Annotated in this window: 13 protein-coding genes; 6 read left to right on the top strand and 7 right to left on the bottom strand. The window is 63.5% G+C overall.

Features of this window, described 5'->3' with window-relative positions; translation table 11 throughout:
* Positions 1-88 precede the first annotated feature (88 nt).
* The 6 genes from FJW07_RS30365 to FJW07_RS31855 form a co-directional block, all read right to left on the bottom strand.
* The gene (locus FJW07_RS30365) at positions 89-2110 is read right to left on the bottom strand and encodes a hydantoinase/oxoprolinase family protein (RefSeq protein ID WP_140860038.1); all 2022 of its coding nucleotides are present in this window, start codon (positions 2108-2110) and stop codon (positions 89-91) included.
* Positions 2111-2414: 304 nt separating this feature from the next.
* Positions 2415-3041 carry a CDGSH iron-sulfur domain-containing protein gene (locus FJW07_RS30360; protein ID WP_140860025.1) on the bottom strand — a complete coding sequence of 209 codons (627 nt, stop codon included), beginning with the start codon at positions 3039-3041 and terminating at the stop codon, positions 2415-2417.
* 134 nt (positions 3042-3175) lie between these two features.
* The gene (locus FJW07_RS30355; protein WP_140860016.1) at positions 3176-3547 is read right to left on the bottom strand and encodes a hypothetical protein; all 372 of its coding nucleotides are present in this window, start codon (positions 3545-3547) and stop codon (positions 3176-3178) included.
* Between the two features lie 431 nt (positions 3548-3978).
* Positions 3979-4326 carry a hypothetical protein gene (locus FJW07_RS30345; RefSeq protein WP_140783120.1) on the bottom strand — a complete coding sequence of 116 codons (348 nt, stop codon included), beginning with the start codon at positions 4324-4326 and terminating at the stop codon, positions 3979-3981.
* A 310-nt stretch (positions 4327-4636) separates the two neighbouring features.
* Positions 4637-5146, bottom strand: a complete 510-nt coding sequence (locus FJW07_RS30340) for a hypothetical protein (protein WP_140860009.1) — start codon at positions 5144-5146, stop codon at positions 4637-4639.
* Positions 5147-5157: 11 nt separating this feature from the next.
* The gene (locus FJW07_RS31855) at positions 5158-5670 is read right to left on the bottom strand and encodes a hypothetical protein (RefSeq protein ID WP_181182767.1); all 513 of its coding nucleotides are present in this window, start codon (positions 5668-5670) and stop codon (positions 5158-5160) included.
* A gap of 333 nt (positions 5671-6003) precedes the next feature.
* Here FJW07_RS31855 and FJW07_RS30330 point away from each other — a divergent pair, with 333 nt between their 5' ends.
* Positions 6004-8979, top strand: coding sequence for an N-6 DNA methylase (locus FJW07_RS30330; protein ID WP_140860001.1), 2976 nt, complete (start codon positions 6004-6006; stop codon positions 8977-8979).
* Between the two features lie 13 nt (positions 8980-8992).
* Here FJW07_RS30330 and lepA read toward each other — a convergent pair whose 3' ends face one another.
* Complete coding sequence (gene lepA / locus FJW07_RS30325; protein ID WP_140783124.1) at positions 8993-10798, bottom strand: translation elongation factor 4; 1806 nt, start codon at positions 10796-10798, stop codon at positions 8993-8995.
* A 400-nt stretch (positions 10799-11198) separates the two neighbouring features.
* On the opposite strand from lepA, the gene FJW07_RS30320 reads away from it, so the two are divergent.
* From FJW07_RS30320 to FJW07_RS30300, 5 genes are all read left to right on the top strand, one after another.
* Positions 11199-11891, top strand: coding sequence for a DUF1223 domain-containing protein (locus tag FJW07_RS30320; RefSeq protein WP_140859995.1), 693 nt, complete (start codon positions 11199-11201; stop codon positions 11889-11891).
* Between the two features lie 87 nt (positions 11892-11978).
* Positions 11979-12251, top strand: a complete 273-nt coding sequence (locus tag FJW07_RS30315) for a hypothetical protein (RefSeq protein WP_140859987.1) — start codon at positions 11979-11981, stop codon at positions 12249-12251.
* Between the two features lie 159 nt (positions 12252-12410).
* On the top strand, positions 12411-13190 hold the full coding sequence (locus FJW07_RS30310; protein WP_140860139.1) for an alpha/beta hydrolase: 780 nt from the start codon (positions 12411-12413) through the stop codon (positions 13188-13190).
* Between the two features lie 85 nt (positions 13191-13275).
* Positions 13276-14016 (top strand): peptide-methionine (S)-S-oxide reductase MsrA, encoded by a 741-nt coding sequence (gene msrA, locus FJW07_RS30305; RefSeq protein WP_140859981.1) that lies wholly within the window; start codon positions 13276-13278, stop codon positions 14014-14016.
* A gap of 668 nt (positions 14017-14684) precedes the next feature.
* Positions 14685-16385: a phospholipase D-like domain-containing protein gene (locus FJW07_RS30300; protein ID WP_140859974.1), complete on the top strand. Its 1701-nt coding sequence runs from the start codon at positions 14685-14687 to the stop codon at positions 16383-16385.
* Positions 16386-16619 lie beyond the last annotated feature (234 nt).

The raw sequence follows: 16619 nt of genomic DNA, 5'->3' as shown, positions 1-16619 counted from the left end.
AGGCGGAAGAACGGAGACGCTGGCGGGACAGCGCCCCCCTCTGGCCTGCCGGCCATCTCCCCCAAAAGGGGGGAGATTACGCTCTCCCTCACACCGCAATCCGCGGCCGTCCCGACGCCACGGCCACCACATGCGCTTCGATGAACATGCGCTGGCCTTCGATGGTCGAGACCTTGAACTCGGTGGCGATTTCGATCTCGGCGCTGTCGGTGCCGGCGTCCTTCGCTCGCTCGCCCGCCAATGCCCGCACATCGGCCTCAGCCGCCGCGATCGCCTTGTCCTCCTCCGTGAAGTCGCGCACCGTCTGGCCCGAGGCGAGGCGGAACAGGCCTTCCTTGGGCTGGCTGACGCGGGCTTCGGCCGAGACGCGCACCTGGCCGACCACGGCGCCGAGCGCGTTGGCGACGTCGGTGTCTTCCGGCACGATGCAGCCATTGCCGACGAGCACGGCCAAGCCGGCATAGTGCAGCGGCGCCGACGCACCGAGGCCGATGACCGGGCGGTCGAGCGCGACGGTGAAGCGGGCGATGCCGGGATGGGCGTCGACCGCGCGCTGCACCAGCGCGTGCGCGACGGTGGCGGCGCCGTCCAGCCCATCCTCGGCGAAAGCGGTTTCGAGTATGTATTCGGCCGACCAGCGGGTCAGCGTCACCAGCACGCGCTCGGCGATGGCTTCCGGCGTCGCGGCGATCGTCTGGCCGCGGCCGTCGCGGCGGCGGGCGAAAAGCTCGGCACCGAGGCGGGCGGCGGCGGCGTCCCAATTGGCCTGTTTTCCCACGACATGGGCGGCATCGGACGGCGTGAAGCCAGAGATATGCACGAGCCCCCGCGCGACCAACCGGTTCAGCGTGGCGTTCTGGGCGTTGGAAGCGAGCAGCCTGTCGAGCGCGAGCGGCACGGAACCGATCGTCTCGTAGAGCTTCGCTTCCGGCGCGGTGAGGCCGGCGGCGAGCCGGTCCGGCACGCCGGTGCGCATGCCGAAGCGCCCGTCCATGCGGCCAGGGTTCGGCGCGCGCAGCTGCCGCTCCAGCTCCGACGTCACCGCCTCGCCATGCACCATGCCGGAAAGCGCCAGCGGCACCAGGCGGCGCGGCCCAAGTAGGATTTTCGGGTCGAGCGCGCCGTCTTCCAGCGTGACTTCGGAATCACCGCCGAGGCCGAAGGTGCGCATCGCGACCGCCTCGACCATGGTGCGGAAACCGCCGACGGTGGCGCCTTCCGGATCGAGGCGCGGGCGGCCGCCGTCGAGCACGGCGACGTCCGTCGTGGTGCCGCCGATATCCGAGACCATGGCGTCGTCCAGCCCGGTCATGTGGCGGGCGCCGACAAGGCTGGCGGCGGGGCCGGACAGGATCGTCTCGATCGGCCGCTGGCGGGCGAAGGCCGCCGAGACCAGCGCGCCGTCGCCGCGCACCACCATCAGGGGTGCTGCGATGCCGCGATGGCCAAGAAAGCCTTCGGTCGCAGCGACCAGCCGGTCGATCATCGAGATCAGGCGGGCGTTGAGCAAGGTGGTGAGCGCGCGGCGCGGGCCGCCGAGCTTGGCCGACAATTCATGGCTGGCGGTGACCGGCAGGCCGGTCTTGTCGCGGATCAGGTCGCGGGCCGCAAGCTCATGGGCCGGGTTGCGGGTGGCGAAATAGGCGCAGACGGCGAAGCCCGACACCGAGCCGCCAAGCTCGGGGAGCGCCGCCTCGAGGCCGGACAGGTCGAGTTTCGCCGCATTGCCATGCACGTCATGGCCGCCGGGGCAGAACACCACCGGGTCGGTGCCGAGCGCCGTCTTCAGCCCGTCGCGCGCAAGGTCGGCCTCGGAAAAGCCGATCATGACCAGCGCCACGCGCCCGCCCTGGCCCTCGACCAGCGCGTTGGTGGCCAGAGTCGTGGACATCGAGACCAGCTTGATGGCGGCCGGATCGGTGGCGGATTCCTGAAGCACCGCATCCACCGCGCCGGAAATGCCGACGGCGAGGTCGTGCCGCGTGGTCAGCGACTTGGCCTTGGCCAGGACTTTTCCCTTGGGACCGCCTCCCTCCGACCACAGCACGGCATCGGTGTAGGTGCCGCCGGTGTCGATGCCGAGGAAGAGGGGATGAGGCTTGGCGGTCATTTTGGGCGGCGGTCCGGGCAAGAGGGCTTTGTGGCGAAGCCCTTAGCCGATACGGGCTGGCCGATAAAGGCGGGAGGGGTGGGCCAGGGGCGCTGGGGTGTTTATTGACACGTTGGCGCGAGGCCCCCCTCTCTGGCCTGCCGGCCATCTCCCCCTCAAGGGGGGAGATCGGCAGCTTGGGCGCCGGCGCCCCCTTGCAACATTGGCGATTGGCGAAAGCCGGCGTGACATCCGATCTCCCCCCTTGAGGGGGAGATGCCCGGCAGGGCAGAGAGGGGGGCCTCGCGCCAACCTCGGTGGTTGGCTACCCCACAAACCCCACCCTTTTATGGCTCCCGTCGCAAAACGGCTTGTTCGCCGACTGCCCGCAGCGGCAGAGAAACACCTTGGTGGTGCGGGCGATCGTATGTCCTGTCCCGGTGACGATCTCGGCATTGCCTTCGACCTTGAGCGGTCCGTTGACCGTGGGCGTCACGGTCAGCGGGCCATTCCGCGCCTCCAGCGCCTGCGCTTCCTTCAGCGGCGGCTCGCCGGTGGCGGTGAAGCCGGCCTTGATGTGGCTGTTGTCGCAGAAGGGCTTGTTCTGCGACAGGCCGCAGCGGCAGAGCGTGGCGCGAAAGACGGTTTCGTCACCCAGCACGATCTCGGCATGCACCGCCAGCGGGCCGTTTTCCCTCAACCGCACGGTGTTGACCACCGGCGGCTTCTCCTGCGGTCCGCCATCCTTTCTGGTGTAGGTGATGGCGCCGGACGGGCAGTTCTGCGCCAGCGCCACGACCTGCTCGACGCTGGCCGCTTCCGGATGGATCCATTCGCCCGGCGCGTTGGGCACGAAGACATGCGGGTTGCCGAGCACGCAATTGCGCGAATGGATGCAGCGCTTGCCGCTGAAAGAAACGTCGATCTTCTCGCCTTCGACCGTGCCTGCCATTTGGGTGGGGTCTCCTGTTGGTGGGTGGAGACGAGGCTAGGGCGGGCGCGAGAGGGGCGTCAAGCTGGCCGGATGCACAGCCTGCTCCTTCTCCCCTGTGGGCCCCTGTGGGAGAAGGGGAAGAAGGCGCCACCCTACTCCTCCAGATCGATCTCCTCGGTCTCGCCGCCGCTGCAGGTGTAGCAGCAGTCTTCGCATTTTTCCTTGTTGCCGGGGCCGACGCCCCAATAGGTCGCCTCGTCGCCGTCGACCCAGGCGCCGTAGCAGATGGATTCGCCCTCGTTGCAGGAGATCGGCAGCCCTTTGGTCTCGCCGTCGTCGAGGTAGAAATCCTTGCCGTTGCCCGGCCAGACATAGTCGCGGTCCTGGCTGTAGAGCTCGAGCCGCATGGCATTGGGATGGCTGTTCTTGATCTGGAAGGTGACGTCGCCGGCATGAGCGGCAGGCGAAAACAGGACGGCAAGCGAAAACGCGGCGGCAAAGCGGCGCGCGGATAGCAAAGACATGAAAACCCCCGATGACGAATCGGCCCCCACGGCCGATGGTTGGATGATGACATGGCCGGCGCGTATGCCAAGGGGCGGCAGCGAAAATGGCTGACGGAATTGGGGGTGATTGTTGAGGCTGTGGCGATTGGCTGATCTCCCCCCAAAAGGGGGAGATGGCCGGCAGGCCAGAGGGGGGCGCTGTCCCGCCGACGTATCTATGCTTGGGTTCCCCGCTCCCGCCGAAGGCGGGGGCGAGGTGGCCGCGAAGCGGACGAAGAGGGCGCCTTCGTAGGGCGCTCCCCCTCTCCGTCTCGGCTTCGCCGAGCCACCTCTCCCCACTCCGCGGGGCGAGGAACCTTGTTCTTGCAGCGCCGCGATCCTTCGCGCCCCCCTCTGCCCTGCCGGGCATCTCCCCCTCTTGGGGGGAGATTGGCAGCTTCAATGCCCCGCTACTCCGCCAGATCGACCGTCTCGGTCGAATGCTCGGTGCAGATGAAGCAGCAGGTGTCGCAGGGCTGGTCGTTGTCGGGGCCGACGCCGGCGGTGACGGAATCGTCGCCGTTCACCCAGGCGCCCCAGCAGATGTGCTCGCCCGGCTCGCAGGAGATCGGCACGGATTTCCGCGCCTTCGGCCGGATGAGGAAAACCTTGTCGTCGCCCGGCCAGACTTTGCCGCTGTCGCGGCCGAACAGTTCCACCGCGACGCCGTCCGAACGCTGGTTGCGCACGAACACCGACATGTCGGCGGCGAAGGCCGGCGAGGTGAGAAGTAAGGCGGCGAGCAGAGCGCGAATCATGGCGAGGTCCCCCGGGCGAGTAGAGCACGGGTGGGTTGCGTAATCTCCCCCCTTGTGGGGGTTGAGGAGCGGTCCGCGTAGCGGATGGGAAGCCAATTGCTTGGCTTTCCGAGGAACGAAAGCCCGGCAGGGCAGAGGGGGGCGCGAAGGAACGCGGCGTTTGTGTCAATCAAAGAGAACCTGGCCGCGAAAGCTTACCCTTTGAGATGCCGGCGGGACAGCGCCCCCCTCTGGCCTGCCGGCCATCTCCCCCACGAGGGGGGGGATCAGCAGCTTCGGCGCCCCGCTCCTTCTAAAACGCAGGCGATCGCTACCTCCTCACCGCCACATGCGGCGCGAATTTTTTCACTGCATCCACCATCTCCTCGCCGCGCACGTCGAGCGAGGAGATCTCCATATGCACGATGTTCCGGCCGAAAGGCATCAGGCCGAAGGCGTTGGCGGAGGAATATCGGATTGCGTCGGGCGGCTCCTCCGTGAGCTCGAAATTGAGCATCGCCGCGCCCTTGCCGCCGGCGGCAAGCCGCACGCTGCGCACCTTGCTCCACGGCACCAGCACGTCGCCGGCGCGGGCATCGCGGAAACCCTGGCTGTTCAGCACCACCTTGACCGAACTGTCGAAGGCGCCGCGCGCGATGAATGCGCCGAGCCCCAGGCAGGCGGCGCAAAGCAGCGCGATCCACAGCACATGCCCGCTGTTCGCGCCCGAGGCCACGCCCTGCAGCGCGCCGAAGCCGAAAATGCCGCCAAGCAGGAACGGCCCGAGCGCGGGCAGGATCTTTCCCGACGGGCTGTTGCGGATTTCGAGCGGCGCGGCCATCGCCTTCGCACTCAACGCTCGGCTTTGAGCAAAGTCCAGATCCAGCCGATGAAGGTCAGCACCAGGAACGGATAGCCGAGCGCCGGCAGCGGCGCGGAGGTGGGCAAAAGCGGCGCGCCCCACAGGATCATCAGGACCGAGACGGCGAAGAGCACAGCGGCGGCGAAAGCCGTGAGCCGCATCCAGAGCGCGAAATTGGCTTGCGCGCTGACCATCACCAGCCCCGCCGCCCAGAGTGCAATGCCGCCGGCATAGGAAGGCACGCTGGCCTGCAGCCCCGCCGCATTGCCGGCCAGAAGCAGGCTTTCGCCGGCCAGGAAGGTCAGGAAACCGGCCGCGACGAGATCATTGCCGAGCCGCTGGTATTTCATCGTGAGAAGCGCCGCGGCGACCACGATGCCGACGCCGTCGATGGTCCAGACCGTTTCGCGCAGCGCATCGCTCGCAACGAACGTGCCCGCAAGGCCAAAGGCGGCGCCGATGGCGAGGCCGATCGCGGCGATGGTGTCCGAGGTGGAGCGCATGTGATGTCTCCCCAAGCCTGGAGAGGATACGCCGAAGTCGAGTACTATTGAAGTGCACTCGTCAGAAGGCACTCAGCGGCGACTCGAACTGCTCTAACTCGCGCCTTGAGGCTCCACAGCAGCAGTTCCGTGAATTTGACTTACCGCAGCAGGCGGGTGCCCCTATTACCTCCTACTTCGGCCGAGGTTCACTTCCCCCATAAGACCCAAGCCGCAGACAATTACTTTAGATTCCTGATGTTAAGCAAATATTATATATGTCTGTAAATAATCAGGGGTAGATATCGAGCGGGGGCTTGGTTGTCTCGCTCGGACTTTATTGGAGTCCGGGAATTGCCCATTAGTTCTTCGCGTCTATCCACAATCGTTGACTTTCTGCGTACCCGCCCAGGGCACGAGAACGTTCGCGGTGTAATTCGCGAGCTTTGCGTCGTAGGCTTAGACCTTCCTGACCAGGCGGCAAACTTCGAAGTTCCCGTCCCGGAAGTAAGGGGGCGGATAGACGCAGTCTTTGGTTCGACCATTTTCGAGTTTAAACGAGACCTTCGTAGAGAACAGCGAGACGCGGAGGATGGTCTCCTTCGATATCTTGCAGATAGAGAGCGTTCAACTGGTCGCCGCTATTTAGGTATTGCGACCGACGGAGCCAATTTTGTCGCGTATCAGACAAGTCAAGGACGCCTTGAGCGGCTGGATGAATTTTCTCCGTCTCAGAGCGATCCGAGAGCGCTTCTGAGATGGCTGGACACGGCAACCACCGCTCGGGAAGAACTCTTCCCTGATGCAGTAACGGTTCGCTCGGAGTTTGGACGAGATAGTTTGGTGTTCCGTCGAGCTCTGGAAGATCTACGTCTGCTGTGGCGAGACGCCAGAGCAGTACCTGAAGCCCTTCTGAAGTACGATCTCTGGAGCAGGCATTTAGAGTTTGTCTACGGAACACTTATCGAGCCTGACGAGCTTTTCCTTCAGCACACTTACCTAACGATCGTAGCCAAAACGATGGCCATCCGCGTTCTGGTTAAAGGTCGGATCCAACCTGGCGAGCTATTGGCTGGAGCGCCGTTCACTCAATCGGGCCTAAACGGTGCCATCGAAGCCGACTTCTTTGACTGGATACTGTTAGTGCCAGGGGGAGATGCGCTAGTCGATCGGATCGCCCTGCAAGTTGGACGCTTTCGCCTCTCGGAAATAGAGGCTGACGTTCTTAAGGCAATTTATGAGTCGCTGATCGATCCGCGTCAGAGGCACTATCTCGGCGAATACTATACCCCCGATTGGTTGGCGGAATGGGTGTATAGTCGTGCTGTACCAGACCCGCTCGACACCAAAGTTCTGGATCCGTCCTGCGGTTCAGGAACCTTCCTTTTTACAGCTGTACGACATTTCCTCGATGCGGCTGAGAAGGGCGGCGTCCCATTGCAGGAAGCATTGTCCCGATGCGTTGATCAAGTTTCCGGGCTAGATGTACATCCGGTTGCGGTGCTTTTTGCCCGTGTCACGTACCTCTTGGCAATCGGTGCCGATCGGTTGAGGAGAAAAGAAGGCCCACTGTCAATCCCAGTATATCTTGGTGACGCCCTGCAATGGGACGTTCGGGAGCTGTTGTCGGAAGAAGAGGTTGAAATCGCCGTACCTGGCGAACCGCCGCTCAGATTTCCCGGATCTGTCGCTGGCGATCCGGCATTGCTAGACAACGTTCTAAGGACCATGCGCGAATTTGCTGATCAGGCGGCGTCAATCCGGTCGTTCCAGAGTTGGTTGAATGCCAAAACCACTTTGCCGGACACCGACAAGGACATCCTCATAGAGTCATTCGAGCATATGAGTGCCCTCCATGCAGCGGGCAGGAACCACATTTGGACATTTGTTGTTCGAAACCTGACGCGTCCGCTTTGGCTAAGCTTGCGGAAGGGTCGGCCGGACGTACTGCTAGGAAACCCGCCATGGCTTAGGTACAACGCCATGTCTCCAGATCTTCAGCTTCGGTTCCGGGAGGCCAGCAAGGCGCGAGGACTATGGGAGGGCGGAAAATTGGCCCCCCACCACGACTTATCGGCCTATTTCTTTGCGCGCAGCGTGGAGAGGTACCTTGGCCGCACCGGACATATTGCCTTTGTGATGCCGTTCGCGACCCTTACTAGGGGGCAGTACGCGGGTTTTCGTACTGGACGATTTTCGGATCGAAGAGGCAACACGGCCGCGATCGTTCGTTTTGAGGAAATCTGGACGTTCGACAGCGACGTTCGACCTCTCTTCGAAGTCCCCTCCTGTGTGATATTCGGCAGGAAGAGTGCGACATCGGGCAAATTACCCGCAACCGTAACCGCCTATAAAGGAGCCCTACCTAGGCGAGATGCAACCCCGAGCGAAGCTTTGGCAAATCTGGTCAAGGCGGAGCAACCATGGCCGACAACCGTAAAATTTAACAATACCTCAATTTACCGCGATCGCTTCAAACAGGGCGCGACTCTCGTCCCGCGCAGGCTGACAATTGTACAATCAGTCGCGGTAGGCAAGTTTGGCGAAGATCCAAGTGCCCCCGTCGTCGAAAGTCGAGTTGGTTCTCAGGACAAGGCGCCGTGGAAGTTTCTTTCGCCCTATCGAGGGCAGGTTGAACGACAGTTCCTTCGACCGGTCCTCTTAGGTGAATCCATCGGTCAGTTTCGCGTCCTTGAGCCGACGCTCGGCGTCGTACCTTGGTACGCTAGGCAGAAAGTTCTTTTGGACGCGGACGCCGCATTAGATCAAGGTTACCCGCATTTGGCCACTTGGATGCGGAAAGTGGAGCAAGCCTGGACCAAGCACTCCTCCGGTAGCATGACGCTTATTGAACGCTGGGATTACCATAAAGAGCTAACTCGCCAGTTCCCAGTGAGCCCTCACCGGGTGGTGTATTCCAAGGCGGGTATATTTCCAGCCGCATGCTTAGTCACGGACCCGGAAATATTAATTGACCACAAGCTCTATTGGGGAAGTTTTGAAACTATCGATGAGTGCCGCTTCCTAGTTGCGACCCTTAACTCAGAAGCAGTTCGTTCTCGTGTAGAAGGCATGCAGTCTCAAGGCCAATGGGGAGCAAGGGACTTCGACAAGGTAATGTTCAATCTGCCAATCCCTCGGTTCGACCAGTCCGATCGTCAGCATCAAGATCTTGTCAGTTTAGGGGAGAGAGCCGAGTCCATCGCAGGTTATGTCGAAATACCCGACAATGTCGGCTTTCAGCGCGCCCGAAAACTTATTCGAGATGCTCTTTTGCTATCTAATGTCTCAAGTAGAATAGATCAGATAGTGACACAGATAATCGGTTAGGCCCTAGCTGCCCTCAATCCCCCATCTTAAGCGCCTGGATAAATGCCTCCTGCGGAATATCCACCTTGCCGAACTGCCTCATCCGCTTCTTGCCCTCTTTCTGCTTGTCGAGCAGCTTGCGCTTGCGGGTCACGTCGCCGCCGTAGCATTTGGCGGTGACGTCCTTGCGCAGCGCCGAGATGGTCTCGCGGGCGATGACCTTGCCGCCGATGGCGGCCTGGATCGGGATCTTGAACAGATGGTGCGGGATCAGTTCTTTCAGCTTCTCGCACATGGCGCGGCCACGCTTTTCCGCCGCCGTGCGATGCACCAGCATCGACAGCGCGTCGACCGGCTCCTCATTGACCAGGATCGACATCTTGACCAGGTCGCCCTCACGATAGTCGGTCAGGTGATAGTCGAAGGAGGCGTAGCCCTTGGAGATCGACTTCAGCCGGTCGTAGAAATCGAAGACCACCTCGTTGAGCGGCAGGTCGTAGGTCAGCATGGCACGCTTGCCGACATAGGAGAGATCGGCCTGGATGCCGCGCCTGTCCTGGCAGAGCTTCAGGATACCGCCGAGATAGTCGTCGGGGGTGAGGATGGTGGCGCGGATCCACGGCTCCTCGATCGAGGCGATCTTGACCACGTCGGGCATGTCGGCCGGGTTGTGCAGTTCCTTCACCGAGCCGTCGTTGAGATTCAGGCGGTAGACGACGCTCGGCGCCGTGGCGATGAGGTCGAGGTTGAACTCGCGCTCCAGCCGCTCCTGGATGATCTCCAGATGCAGCAGGCCAAGGAAGCCGCAGCGATAGCCGAAGCCGAGCGCGGCGCTGGTTTCCATCTCGTAGGAGAAGCTTGCGTCGTTGAGGCGCAATTTGCCGACGGCGGCGCGCAGATCCTCGAAATCGGCGGCGTCGACCGGGAACAGGCCGCAAAACACCACCGGCTGCGCCGGCTTGAAGCCGGGCAGGGCCTTTTGCGTCGGGCGGCGGTCCTCGGTGATGGTGTCGCCGACGCGGGTGTCGGCCACTTCCTTGATCGAGCCGGTGAAGAAGCCGAACTCGCCGGGGCCGAGCTCGTCGACATTGACGCGGGCCGGCTTGAACACGCCGGTGCGCTCGACGAGATATTTTGCGCCGGTGCCCATCATGCGGATGGTCTGGCCCTTCTTCATGACGCCGTCGATGATGCGCACCAGCACGATGACGCCGAGATAGGCGTCGTACCAGCTGTCGACCAGCATGGCCTTCAGGGGTGCCGCGATGTCGCCCTCGCGCGGCGGCGGCAGCTGGTGGACGATCGCCTCCAGCACGTCGGGTACGCCAAGGCCGGTCTTGGCCGAGATCAGCACCGCGTTGGAGGCGTCGAGGCCGATCACCTCCTCCACCTGCTCGCGGATGCGCTCGGGCTCGGCCGCCGGCAGGTCGACCTTGTTCAGCACCACGACGATCTCGTGGTTGTTGTCGATGGCCTGGTAGACATTGGCCAGCGTCTGCGCCTCGACGCCCTGGCTCGCGTCGACCACCAGCAACGAACCCTCGCAGGCGGCGAGCGAACGCGACACTTCATAGGCGAAGTCGACATGGCCGGGGGTGTCGATGAGGTTCAGGACATAGTCCTCGCCGTTCCTGGCGCGGTAGTTCAGCCTCACCGTCTGGGCCTTGATGGTGATGCCGCGCTCGCGCTCGATATCCATCGAGTCCAGCACCTGCTCCTTCATGTCGCGCTCCTCCAGCGTGCCGGTGAGCTGGATCAGCCGGTCGGCAAGCGTGGATTTGCCATGGTCGATATGGGCGACGATGGAGAAATTGCGGATGTGGTCGAGGGGCGTCGTCATGCGGCGCGCTTTAGCAGGGGCCGGGTTGAGGGGCAAGCGGTGGGGGTTTTTCCTTCGCCTTCTCCCCCATGCGGGAAGGTGGATCGGCGCGCATCTGAGACGGATCCAAGCGTCGCGATCCTTCACACCCCCCTCTGGCCTGCCGGCCATCTCCCCCGCAAGGGGGGAGATTGGCTGTTCCGCCGCCGGCATCTCCCTTTCGACTTGGGAGATTGGCGAAGGCCTGCGCGACATCTGATCTCCCCCCTTGCGGGGGAGATGCCCGGCAGGGCAGAGGGGGGTGCTGTCCCTCCAACGTTCCGCACTGAGGCACCCCAATCACAAACCAGTGAAGCTGTAACGAAGCCCTGCGCCGTCGCGAAATGGGAGCATGACCCGCCGCAACGGAGACTGCTTCCCCATGATTGCATTGAAGACAAGGACCGGCCTGCTCGCCGGTGCGATGCTTGCCGCCACGCTCGGCGCCGCTTCGGCACAGCCGCTGACCGTGGTCGAGCTGTTCACCAGCCAGGGCTGCTCGTCCTGCCCGCCGGCCAACGCCAACCTGATCAAGGTCAAGGACCAGCCGGGCGTGCTGGCGCTGTCGTTCAACGTCACCTACTGGGACTATCTCGGCTGGAAGGACACGTTCGGCCGCAAGGAATTCACCGATCGCCAGGTGACCTACGAGCCGTCGCTCGGCCGTGACGGACCGTTCACGCCGCAAGTGGTGGTGAACGGCAGACGCGACGGCGTGGGCGCGGCGCCCGGCGAAATCCAGAGCCTGATCGCCAAAGGCGGCCACACCCAGGGTCCGGAGCTTTCGCTCGACAAGGCCAAGGTCAGCATCGGCGCCGGCAAGGCGCCGGGCGGCGGCGCCGACATCTGGCTGGTGCGCTACACGAGAGGCGTCGTCGGGGTGCCGGTGGCGCGTGGCGAGAACACCGGCCGAACGCTGCCGCACGCCAATGTCGTGCATGCGCTGACGAAGCTCGGCAGCTGGAACGGCGAGGCCACCACGCTGCCGCTGCCGGCGGCCACCGGCGGCTTGAACACCGCGGTGCTGGTGCAGGCGCCAGGCGGCGGCCCGATCCTGGCCGCGGCCGCCAACTGATCTCTTTTTCCCTACGCGCGGGGCCGCATGACAGCGGCAACGCATAACCCGGCCCGCTTCCGCGCGCCAAAACCCAAGGAGACTATCATGACCAAGTATCTGACCCTGCCGGCGCTCGCCCTCGCGCTTTCCGCTGCCGTCTTCGTCGCCGGCGCCCGCGCCGACGACGCGACCAACGCGATGAAGCCCGCCAACGCGATGGCGACCGACGCCATGAAGCCGGCTGACGCCATGAAGCCCGCCGACGCCATGAAGCCCGACGCGATGAGCACCGAGGCGATGAAGCCGGCTACCACCGACGCGATGAAGCCGGCCACGGATGCGATGAAGCCGGCGGACGCCATGGCTCCGGCTCAATAGGTCCGGTCTTTGCAGCCTCGGCGCGTCGGCAGACGAGGGCGCCCCAGGTTGTTCTCTCGCGGCGCGAGAGCCAGTTGTTTTGTACACAATTCCGGACGGAAAGTCCGCTGCACGCTTTTCTGGAATTGCCAAGTTTGCGACCCTCGCAAGGAGCCCACCATCATGTTGAACAGACGTACTTTCTCCGCCGCACTCGCCGCTGGAATGGCAACGACGCTGTTGGCCGGCGCCGACAAGGCGCGAGCGCAAACGGGCTCCAAGGTTCGCAATGTCATCCTGGTCCACGGCGCCTATGCAGATGGCTCGTGCTGGTCGGAGGTGATCGGGGTTCTTCAGAAGGCCGGCTTCAACACAACCGCCGTCCAACACCCGCTGACCACCCTGGAGGCGGGCGTCGAGGCAACGCGCCGCGCCATCGCGCTCCAGGATGGACCGACGATCCTTGTCGCGCACTCCTTTGCCGGCATGATCATCACCGAGGCAGGCGTGGATTCGAAGGTTACGTCGCTGGTCTATGTCGCGGCGCGTGCACCGGATGCCGGCGAAGACTACACGGCGCTCGCCAAGACTTTTGCGGCGCCCCCCGCCTCCGCCGGCCTTGTCTGGTCCGGAGGCTATGGCAAGCTCGGAGAAGAGGCTTTCCTGCGAGATTTCGCCGGCGATCTTCCTAGCGAGAAGGCGCGCATCCTTTATGCCGTGCAGGCACCGATCTCGGACAAGCTATTCTCCGGGAAGACGACGCAAGCGGCTTGGCGCTCGAAGCCAAGCTGGTATGCCGTCTCGACCGAGGATCGGACGATCAACCCGGATCTCGAGCGCTTCATGGCCAAGCGCATGAACGCAAAGACCATAGAAGTGAAGGCAAGCCATTTGTCGCTGATTTCTCATCCGCATGAGATCGCCAACCTCATCGAGGCTGCCGCCCGGCATGTCGGATGATTGGATTTGACCGGCGCACGGCAATGTGCGCCGCCGGCGGCACCATATATCGTATAGTCGTACCAACAGGCATGGGAGATTTGACATGACCGACATTCGGAAAACGGCCGGGAGCCGACCGGCGAACTTCGTCAAGAGCGCGTTCGCGGCGATCATCCTGACGGCGGCTGCCGCGACCTTCTGGCAAAGCCCTGCACGCTCGGCCGAGGACGCGGTGGTGATCCCGCCGCCGGCGATGGACGAGAAGGCGGCGAGCGGCACCGAGAAGGCGATCTTCGCCGGCGGCTGCTTCTGGGGCGTGCAGGGCGTGTTCCAGCACGTCAAGGGCGTGAACAAGGCGGTGTCCGGCTATACCGGCGGCAGCGCCGAAAACGCCGTCTATGAAGTGGTCGGCACCGGCCGCACGGGCCACGCCGAATCCGTCGAGATCACCTACGACCCGTCGAAGGTCACCTACGGCCAGCTGCTGCAGGTGTATTTCTCGGTCGCGCACAATCCGACGCAGTTGAACTACCAGGGGCCGGATTCAGGCACGCAGTACCGTTCGACGATCTTCGCCGAGAATGACGTGCAGAAGAAGGTCGCCGAGAGCTACATCGCCCAGCTCGACAAGGCCAAGGTGTTCGGCAAGCCGATCGTCACCACGCTGGAAACCGGCAAGACCTTCTACCCGGCCGAGGATTACCATCAGGACTTTCTGACGCTGAACCCGACCTATCCCTACATCGTCTACAACGACCTGCCCAAGATCGAGAATCTGAAGGCGCTGTTCCCTACGCTCTACAGCGAGAAGCCGGTGCTGGTGCTGGCCTCCAGCAAGAGCTGAGGACGGCCGGCCGGTTCCGTAGCGCAGGGATTTCGACTCGTCGGGTAAATATCCGCGTGGGGCGGATGGCATGCCTTGGCGATTGGCCGAAACGCCCATCGCGATCGTCATCCACGGGCGGAGCAAGGAGCGAAGCGACGCGCGCAGACCCGAGGATCCGTTCCGTGACGTCCGAGCGCTGCTACGGTGCAGAATTCTGCTCCGCTGCGCTCTTCGATCAAAGTCACGGAATGGATTCCAGGGTCTGCGCGACGCCGCTTCGCGGCTGCTCCGCCCTGGAATGACGAGGCTGGGAGGCTTCCGCCAATCCCAGCGTTTGCGTCGATTTCACGGAAAGGAACGGTGAGGCCCCGATGGCAACCTCGCCGCTCGCGCTTTTCCTGGAACTACCCCCATGCCGGTTTGGGCGGATGGTTGGCGAAACCATCCGCCTTTGTTTTGCCGGCAAATAGAATACAATGTGAAGCAGTTCATAGAATTATACTTGGCGCTGCAAAACATTGACATCCGATCTTCTGCCACCGCATAATCATCGCCGTCACCTTTCGAATATTCTGTTTCAACTGATCCGGGACCCTGCTTCCGGGGCGGATTCTTGTTGGCTGCATTGATGAGCCGGACATGCCGGCCGCGCTTTGGGAACAACGACAGATGGGGAGGAATGACAGATGGCCATCGACATAAAAGTCTCCGTCTACACCAACGGCGACGACGCCTTCGTCGCCTGGGCGCCCAGCGACTTCATCGCCGGATGCCGGGGCTTCCTTCTGGAGCGCGGCCGCAAGGCCGGCGCGACCGAGAAGATCGAGCCCGTCGAGAACCGCGTCGGCTTCACCAAGGACAAGCCGAAATCGGGCGACCACCGGCCGTCGGATGTGTGGCCGTTCCAGCGCTTCAACTGGACCGACCACGCGGCCGATGTCGGCAATGTCGTGCGCTACCGGGTGACCGCGATGATGAGCGCCGGCCCTGGCAAGCCGCTGACCAAGGGCGTGTCGAGCGACTGGACGGACTGGCATACGCTCGCCACCGACGCCGGTGGCGGTTTCTCCTGCTACTTCAACCGCGGCCTGGTGCTGTCGCAATTCGTCGCCCGCTACATGGCCAAGAACAAGCTCTCGCCGGCGGCCTTCAAGAAGAGCCTGCAGACCAATGGCGACGCAAAGTTCCGCGCTTTCCTGGAAGGCGATCTCGGGCTGCGCATGGTCGGGCTGACGCAAGGCGCCGGCGACGAATTGCATGCCGCCCTCTACGAGCTCGGCGACGCGACGCTGGAGACGGCGCTGATCGGGCTCGGGCCGCGGCTCAATCTCATCCTCGCCAACGGCTCCGACAGAAAAGGCGACGGCAACAAGGACGCGCGCAAGAACCTCAACGACCACGGCATCGCGACCATCGACCGGATGCTGAAATCGAAAGGCCTCGGCCACAACAAGTTCGTCGTCGTGTCGCAGGACGGCGAGCCAAAGAAGGTGTGGACGGGCAGCACCAACTGGAGCACGACGGGCCTGTGCACGCAGGTCAACAACGGCCTGCTGATCGAGGACGCGGCGGTGGCGGAGCATTTCCGCAAGCATTGGGACCTGCTCAAGGACGCCTCGCCGCCGAAGACCGACCCGGCCAATTTCACGCCGGCGCTGATGGCGGACAACAACGCGCCGAAAACCTTCACAGTGGGCACCGCCAAGGCGACCGTCTGGTTCACCCGCACCTCCGACGGGGCCGACATGGCGGCGCTGCGCGATGTGATCACATCGGCCAGGCAGGCGGTGCTGTTCCTGATGTTCACGCCGGGCAAGCAGGGGCTGCACACGCTGGCCGGCCAGCGCGCCAGGGAAAAGGGCATGTATGTGCGCGGCGTGGTCTCGACGCTGAGCGCGGACGAGGGCGGCACCGAACAGAATTTCCTCGACATCGACCTGGTGAGCAGCGACCGGAAATTCACGCCCGACCGCTACGCGGTGGCGCAGCCGCAAGGCCTCGACGCGCCGCTCGGGCCATGGATCGCCGAGGTCAACCGGCGCAGCTTCCTGTCGCAGATCGGCCACGCCATCGTGCATTCGAAGATCCTGGTGACCGACCCGCATTCAGACGACTGCGTGGTGGTGACCGGCAGCCACAATTTCTCGGCGCCGGCGAGCGAGAAGAACGACGAGAACCTGGTGATCGTGCGCGGCCACAGGAAGCTTGCCGCCGCCTATGCCACATACGCGATGTCGGTCTACAGCCACTACCGCTACCGCTCCTACATCCGCGAGATGCGGGCGCAGGGCAGGACGCCGTGGAGCTACCTCGACGACGACGATCAATGGCTGAAGACCGAGCTCAGGACCAAGGCGCAGGAGATCGCCTTCTGGACGCAGGGTTAGTCCCTTCTCCCCGTTTCACGGGGAGAAGGTGCCCGAAGGGCGGATGAGGGGCAGCGCCGGCATCTGCGTTTAACCGCCGACCCATGGCTGCCTGACAGGTCAGCGCCGCCCCTCATTGCCCTGCCGGGCATTTCTCCCTGGCGTGACTGATCGACCTGAGGCTTGATTGCCAGGTGGTTCCCCCAATCCGTCGCTGCTTCGCAGCGCCACCTTTCCCCCCTCCGGAGGGAAAGG

The sequence above is a fragment of the Mesorhizobium sp. B3-1-9 genome (genome assembly GCF_006439595.1).
GTDB lineage: Bacteria > Pseudomonadota > Alphaproteobacteria > Rhizobiales > Rhizobiaceae > Mesorhizobium.
The sequence above is the reverse complement of the archived record's forward strand: the minus strand, read 5'-3'. Positions and strand labels throughout refer to the sequence as shown.

Coding starts and splice junctions, on each gene's coding strand:
- FJW07_RS30365 (WP_140860038.1), bottom strand. CDS start 2,110: ATGACCGCCAAGCCTCATCCCCTCTTCCTCGGCATCGACACCGGCGGC.
- FJW07_RS30360 (WP_140860025.1), bottom strand. CDS start 3,041: ATGGCAGGCACGGTCGAAGGCGAGAAGATCGACGTTTCTTTCAGCGGC.
- FJW07_RS30355 (WP_140860016.1), bottom strand. CDS start 3,547: ATGTCTTTGCTATCCGCGCGCCGCTTTGCCGCCGCGTTTTCGCTTGCC.
- FJW07_RS30345 (WP_140783120.1), bottom strand. CDS start 4,326: ATGATTCGCGCTCTGCTCGCCGCCTTACTTCTCACCTCGCCGGCCTTC.
- FJW07_RS30340 (WP_140860009.1), bottom strand. CDS start 5,146: ATGGCCGCGCCGCTCGAAATCCGCAACAGCCCGTCGGGAAAGATCCTG.
- FJW07_RS31855 (WP_181182767.1), bottom strand. CDS start 5,670: ATGCGCTCCACCTCGGACACCATCGCCGCGATCGGCCTCGCCATCGGC.
- lepA (WP_140783124.1), bottom strand. CDS start 10,798: ATGACGACGCCCCTCGACCACATCCGCAATTTCTCCATCGTCGCCCAT.
- FJW07_RS30320 (WP_140859995.1), top strand. CDS start 11,199: ATGATTGCATTGAAGACAAGGACCGGCCTGCTCGCCGGTGCGATGCTT.
- FJW07_RS30315 (WP_140859987.1), top strand. CDS start 11,979: ATGACCAAGTATCTGACCCTGCCGGCGCTCGCCCTCGCGCTTTCCGCT.
- msrA (WP_140859981.1), top strand. CDS start 13,276: ATGACCGACATTCGGAAAACGGCCGGGAGCCGACCGGCGAACTTCGTC.
- FJW07_RS30300 (WP_140859974.1), top strand. CDS start 14,685: ATGGCCATCGACATAAAAGTCTCCGTCTACACCAACGGCGACGACGCC.